The following is a 6,088-nucleotide window of genomic DNA, read 5'->3' on the forward strand; positions in this document are numbered from 1 at the left end:
CATGAAATTACCTTTGATGTAAAACTATTGCTATGTATCTATCTTAGCTCATTTAACCTTAAGTTTTTGTTTAAGTCTCGCTAAGAAAACATTGAGGGGTATTGAAGCTATGCGTATGATTCGTAAACGACAAGCGAAAGGAATTAAACAAGGGGATAGTGTATCAAGTGCGAAATTCATTGAAGAACTCTTTGGAGTTGTTGCTTAAGACAAGACGAATGACATAATTTGTTTATCCTTAAAAAGAATTTGCGATACAGCTCACTTTACAAAATACGCCATCGTGTGTTTTAACCTTAAACAAAAACTTAGATTCGGCTGATATAGTCGTCTTCCTATCAATGTATAATTTTCAGTACACTGCACAATTCATAATTGTGTTGAAAAAAATTCAAATACTATTTGTAGTCATAACTACAAGTCAAAACACCATCATCTTTAGTGCTTTTAAAAGTTTTTGCAACACAACCGAAAGGTTTGCTTAAAGGTCTAACATCCGAAGAGCTATTAATACACAAAACAGATTCCTGTCAACATAAAGAACTTATGGTTTGCAAGCCTTATAACCGTCGCAGCTTTCTTCAAAATGCTGCTCTATTCTCCACTGGTTTAGTTACCACATTAGCCCATCCTCGCAAAGCTATTCCTGTAAGCCCGTCAGCACCGATTGAATACATAGTGGTTGGATCGGGTGCTGGTGGTGGTCCTCTTGCCGTCAATCTTGCAAGAGCAGGGCATAAGGTGGTCTTGATTGAGGCTGGTGGTAGTGACGGTGACGACCTCGCCTCGGTACCACTTTTCCACCCACTTGTTAGTGAAGACCCAAGGGTACGATGGGACTACTTCGTCCGACACTATACTGACGAAGCACGTCAACGCCGCGATAGCAAGTATGTCCTTGACAAGGGTGGTATTTTTTATCCGAGAGCGGGTGCCCTCGGTGGATGTACTATCCATAATGCTATGATTATGGTCTATCCGAACAATGCTGATTGGGAGTATATCGCAGAACTCACCGGCGATCCTAGTTGGCGTGCCGAGAATATGCGCAAGTACTTCGAGCGGCTTGAGCAGTGCGGCTATGTCGAGCGACCAAAAGATTCAAACGATAATTTGACACGTCATGGCTTTGATGGCTGGTTGACAACAGAAGTTGCCGACCCGATGATGTTTGCTGAGGATATCAATATTCAACGCATTTTAGACTCAGCAGTACGTGAGAGCGGTCACGTAGGGGTACTAGACTCTTTTTTCCGCAAGGAACTCGATCCGAACGCATGGTCAGTTAATGTTGGGGGAATCGAAGGTCTTTACAATATCCCCATCTCTACTCGAAATGGTCGGCGGCGGAGTTCGCGTGACCTGATCCGAGAGACTGTAGCTGAGATCCCTAACAATTTGATTGTGAAAATGCATACTTTGGTAACTCGCGTCTTATTTGATGGTACGACGGCGATCGGTGTTGAGTATCTTGAAGGCGCACATCTCTACCGCGCCGATCCACAAGCTATTGCTGATGAACCCGAACCTAAATCGAGAAAGACAATGCTCGCTTCGCGTGAAGTGATTCTAGCAGCAGGTGCCTTCAATAGTCCTCAGATTCTAAAACTTTCCGGAATTGGTCCAGCAGATGAGCTGCACAGTCACGGCATTACGCCAGTCGTCGACCTTCCAGGTGTCGGCGAGAACTTACAAGACCACTACGAAATTAGTGTAGTGGCGCAATTAGATTCGGATTTTACACTCTCTCAGGACTGCAAACCAGGGCAGCCGTCAGACTCATGCCTAACGCAGTGGACACAAGGTCGGGGAATTTACACGAGTAACGGATTGTTTATCGGTAATATGCGAAAGTCAGAAGTGGCACGCACCAAGGCATACCTTGAACCCGACCTCTTTATCGGGGCTGGTGCACCTGGGGCGTTCCGAGGCTATTACCCTGGTTACTCGCAGAGCAACCAAATCAACCAATTCACCTGGCTGATTCTTAAAGCATACACGGGCAATCGTGCGGGAAGCGTAAACCTGCGATCGGCTGACCCACGGGATGTACCCGACATTAACTTCCGTTATTTTGCTGACGGTAATGAGACCGAAGACGACGATATGGCGGCACTTGTCGAAGGTGTTGAATTTGTACGTCGGATGAACGGACACGTTGAGGATATTACCCAGAGCGAAGTAGTTCCAGGTTCGACAGTCAACTCACGCAATGAAATTGCCAATTTTGTGGCAAACGAGGCGTGGGGGCACCATGCTTCATGTAGCAATAAGATGGGTCTTCGAGAAGACACAATGGCTGTGGTTGACAGTAAATTCCGCGTTCACGGCACTCAGAATCTACGGGTTGTGGACGCTTCCATATTCCCGCGCATTCCTGGGTACTTTCCGCTCACACCTATCTATATGATTAGCGAAAAAGCAAGTGATGTTATATTAGAGGATGTACGAAAAGTATAGAATTTGAGCATCGCAGGAAGCGTCATATATTTACAGCATTCAAGTGGATTAAGCGGCTACTCCTAACGTAGATAGAACAGGTTGTTGCCACACTCGCGCGTCCATTGTATTTTGCTACTCTTCTTATGTCGGGCGTTAATCATCGATTCAATGAAGTAGTCCTCGAAAGGAAAGGATAAGATGAGAATGATAAATTATAGGGAGGTGGGAGATGTTGTAGAATTGTTGATACGATACTTTCGCTTGAAAAGATAGCAATTTAATCCTTTATTAACACCTCTGGAATACCTCTGCTTGATGCTCAAACTAGCTAACTTCTTCAATCGCAAGTCTGCTATTAATCTTCGTAAGGCATTAAAATAAAAAGAGAATTTTATAAGCAACACTCAATCATCAATAGTGACACTAATGACGAAATGGTTAAAAACAAATATTGGCGGTGGGGACTGCTGTTAATTAGTCATTTTTTTCTACTCCAAACAGGGTTAGCTCAGGCAGTTCCAGAAATTTTAGTACAGCCATCGCCCTTCAAGGGTTTGAATGGTTTGAGGTTTGACGCTAAAGGACAGCTATATGTAGGCAGCGTAGCCGAGCAAACTTTATATAAAGTTGATGTCGCAACAGGCAAGTACGAGATTTTTCTCAAGTCCCCTGACGGTCAAGCTGACGATTTCATTTTTACGCCAAACGGTCAAATTTTTTATACGGCTTTACTCAGCAGTGAGGTGAGGACTTTCGATCTTCAGACAAACAAGGTAGCGACAACTGCTGCTGGTATACCAGCTGTCGATCCGATTGCTCAAGATAAACGCGATCGCATCTTTATCGGTCAAAGTCTCAGTTTAAAGAATACTGGACTATATGAAGTCGATCCTACAGGACAAAATTCTCCGCGTTTGATCCTCAACCAGCCAGGATTAAATGCTTTTGATTTTGGTAGTGATGGACTTCTGTACAGTCCGGTTCAGTTTACAGGAGAAATTATCAAAATTAACGTCGATACGGGTGCGATCGCGCCAGTTGCATCGGGATTGAAGAGTCCAACTGCTGTTAAGTTTAATTCCAAAGGCGAGCTATTTGCGCTAGATGCAGCAACGGGTCAAGTTGTGAAAGTCGATCTCGCCACAGGTCAAATAACAGCGATCGCTCGGTTACAACCAGGATTAGACAATCTTGCCTTTGGCCCTACCGATTTGTTGTACGCCAGCAACTTTGTAGACAGCGATATTAACGAAGTCAATACACAAACAGGTCGTGTCCGTAAAGTTGTGGACAGTGGAGGACTGACAGCGCCAGGCGGAATTTCTGTCTATGGGAACTCTCTTTATGTTGCTGACACGAATTCCTATCGAATTTTGGATAGAAAAACCGGACGCATACAGCAGACAATCCGCAATATTGTTACGCCCATTCAAAACCCTCTAACTGTTTCGGTGAATAACCGAAATGCAATTATCAGTAGTTGGTTTGGTAATGCTGTCCAGCGATTGAATCGAGAAACGGGAGCAGTACTGAATACCTATACGGGCTTTGGCGTACCCTACGATGCGATTGAGCTAAAGAATGGCAGTATTGTAGTAGCTGATTGTGCTTTAGGTCAACTGACTCAGATTGTGGATACAGCAGGTACTAACCGACGCACAGTAGCAAAAGGTTTATCTTGTCCGACAGGTTTAGCTCTGGTGAATAATTCCACAGTGTTAGTGACAGAGTATTTGAGCAACTCTCTCTCGCAAGTCGATTTAACAACTGGACAGCGTACTGTCATTGCTAAGGATTTATCCTCGCCAGAAGGTGTAGCTTATCATGCTGATGGAATTGCCGTGGTAGCTGAGACTGGTACGCAGAGCGTCAGAGCGATCGATATCAATACCGGAAAAAGTCTCACCCTGAAGCAGAACTTACCAATCGGCTTAGCGGGTTTTCCTGGTGGACCACCACCTTATGGACTCACAGGGGTTGCGGTTGCGGGGGATACAGTTTATATAACTGGCGATCTGGATAATTCCATTCGGACGCTGAAGCTTGGCCCAAGTATTCGCCACAAGCTCAGGAGAGGTTTGAGACAATAAAAACAAGCCCCCAGGAGCGAGTTGGACTTTTCTATTTATAGTCCTAACTGTTCGGAATAGCCAATCGCTTTTGGGGCGATCGCCCTTTTAGGTGGAGTTAGCAGCACGGCAAATCCATCTTATACAGCTAGCGAACTTGCATATCAATTAAATGATGCTGGGGCTAAATATTTGCTAACAGTACCCCAACTGCTAGAACGCGGATTAGAGGCTGCTAGCCAGTCAAAAGTTGAATCAGTATTCGTATTTGGTAATGAATCCCAAACTCTAAATTTACAAAAGCCCCTAAATGAAATGGGTCTAAATTCTCTCAGTAATATCGACATTAAAAACCAGATTGATATCGAAGTTGGTATAAACTTACCTATAGAAGTTTTGCTAGTTGGCTCAAATATTTATTAATTGGTAGATATACTAGTCGACTAATTAACATCAAAAAGTATTAGAATTAATGATGTCATAGATTTAGAAGCTGAGGCGCTCTTAGACATTGTAGTTGCAGTTGGTCTTTCTGTAACAAATCTTCAGCATTAGTTAGTAATAGAGTGCGACTACCTTTGGTAGTAATACCGCTCTTCTTTCTCAACTTATTTAATGCTTTATTCACCATTTGCATGACATGAAACCGATCGTAAACTAGGGTAGCATTAGGAAAAACTTTTTCAATCACCTTGGGAAATTCACCCCACATATCTATACTCACTTGCTCTACTTGTTCTCTCAGATGAGATGGTTGTTGCATCAAGGCTTCTATCACTTCTGACTGTTTATGAGTATTGAGCACATCAAGCAAATATCCCTGTTCAATATCACCAACTACCGTCTTGAAGTGTTTGTGTCCTTTGTGCATACTTAACTCATCTAGACTTAACCGTTTAACTGGTTGCCAAATTTTTTTTGATGTTATTTACTTACCCCATCAAACATTGCTTTGACTTCATCGTACTTCAACCCCTCTTGCCGACAAGCTTCTTGAATACTGCTAGTTGCTACTCTTTGATAGACATACTTTTCATATCTTTTAGTATGCAGCCGTTTGTTTTCCACAAAATCTAGGGGTTCTGTAGTATATCGACCGCAATTAGTACATTCAAACTGCCGGCGAGGAATTTTTAAGTAAACTACTTGACCACAAATAGACAAATCTCTCACTAATATTGGTCTATCTTGATGAATTTCTTCTGTGTAGCACTGGCAATAAGGGCAATTTATTCCACCATTGAGTAGTTTCAAATGAAGGCAGACATACTCTTCAAGCTTTTGACAGCATTCTACTGTAGCGTTGGGCAAGTTTAAAAAGGTATCTAAATAGAAATCCATTAGCTAGAGCGAGAGCTTTTGTTATATGAATAACATTTTACCCCATAACTCCAGAGGACCCAGTGCAACTCGGCTAAATTATGTTTATCCCTACGAAGCTTTAAAGCCTAGCAATGTTTTGGCAACCCAAGAAATCTTCCACTTGGCAAGTTTAGATCTGGAGTTTAGACTAAATCAAGAAAAAAGCGGTCAATCCTGTTGAAGTGACCACTTTTTGGTCAATGCTGAGATTTAGA

The 6,088-nt window shown here is 42.9% G+C and carries 6 protein-coding genes; 4 read left to right on the forward strand and 2 right to left on the reverse strand.

What is annotated here, in order from left to right:
- The first annotated feature begins 546 nt into the window (after positions 1–546).
- From DSM107010_RS36265 to DSM107010_RS40690, 3 genes are all read left to right on the forward strand, one after another.
- Positions 547–2,460 carry a GMC family oxidoreductase gene (locus DSM107010_RS36265; RefSeq protein WP_106171149.1) on the forward strand — a complete coding sequence of 638 codons (1,914 nt, stop codon included), beginning with the start codon at positions 547–549 and terminating at the stop codon, positions 2,458–2,460.
- A 416-nt stretch (positions 2,461–2,876) separates the two neighbouring features.
- Positions 2,877–4,532 carry a Vgb family protein gene (locus DSM107010_RS36270; RefSeq protein ID WP_127025292.1) on the forward strand — a complete coding sequence of 552 codons (1,656 nt, stop codon included), beginning with the start codon at positions 2,877–2,879 and terminating at the stop codon, positions 4,530–4,532.
- Between the two features lie 78 nt (positions 4,533–4,610).
- On the forward strand, positions 4,611–4,934 hold the full coding sequence (locus tag DSM107010_RS40690; RefSeq protein WP_241994480.1) for a hypothetical protein: 324 nt from the start codon (positions 4,611–4,613) through the stop codon (positions 4,932–4,934).
- A 55-nt stretch (positions 4,935–4,989) separates the two neighbouring features.
- Here the strand turns inward: DSM107010_RS40690 and DSM107010_RS36280 are convergent, their stop codons facing one another.
- Both DSM107010_RS36280 and DSM107010_RS36285 read right to left on the reverse strand, forming a co-directional pair.
- Positions 4,990–5,439, reverse strand: a complete 450-nt coding sequence (locus tag DSM107010_RS36280) for a transposase (protein WP_308726817.1) — start codon at positions 5,437–5,439, stop codon at positions 4,990–4,992.
- Positions 5,436–5,852, reverse strand: coding sequence for a transposase family protein (locus DSM107010_RS36285; RefSeq protein WP_106171243.1), 417 nt, complete (start codon positions 5,850–5,852; stop codon positions 5,436–5,438). The genes DSM107010_RS36280 and DSM107010_RS36285 overlap by 4 nt, the downstream gene beginning before the upstream one ends.
- Before the next feature lie 25 nt (positions 5,853–5,877).
- On the opposite strand from DSM107010_RS36285, the gene DSM107010_RS39135 reads away from it, so the two are divergent.
- On the forward strand, positions 5,878–6,054 hold the full coding sequence (locus DSM107010_RS39135; RefSeq protein ID WP_158631965.1) for a hypothetical protein: 177 nt from the start codon (positions 5,878–5,880) through the stop codon (positions 6,052–6,054).
- The last annotated feature ends 34 nt before the right edge of the window (positions 6,055–6,088 follow it).

It is taken from the genome of Chroococcidiopsis cubana SAG 39.79 (genome assembly GCF_003991895.1).
GTDB lineage: Bacteria > Cyanobacteriota > Cyanobacteriia > Cyanobacteriales > Chroococcidiopsidaceae > Chroococcidiopsis > Chroococcidiopsis thermalis.

Coding starts and splice junctions, on each gene's coding strand:
- DSM107010_RS39135 (WP_158631965.1), top strand. CDS start 5,878: ATGAATAACATTTTACCCCATAACTCCAGAGGACCCAGTGCAACTCGG.
- DSM107010_RS36270 (WP_127025292.1), top strand. CDS start 2,877: ATGGTTAAAAACAAATATTGGCGGTGGGGACTGCTGTTAATTAGTCAT.
- DSM107010_RS36265 (WP_106171149.1), top strand. CDS start 547: ATGGTTTGCAAGCCTTATAACCGTCGCAGCTTTCTTCAAAATGCTGCT.
- DSM107010_RS36285 (WP_106171243.1), bottom strand. CDS start 5,852: ATGGATTTCTATTTAGATACCTTTTTAAACTTGCCCAACGCTACAGTA.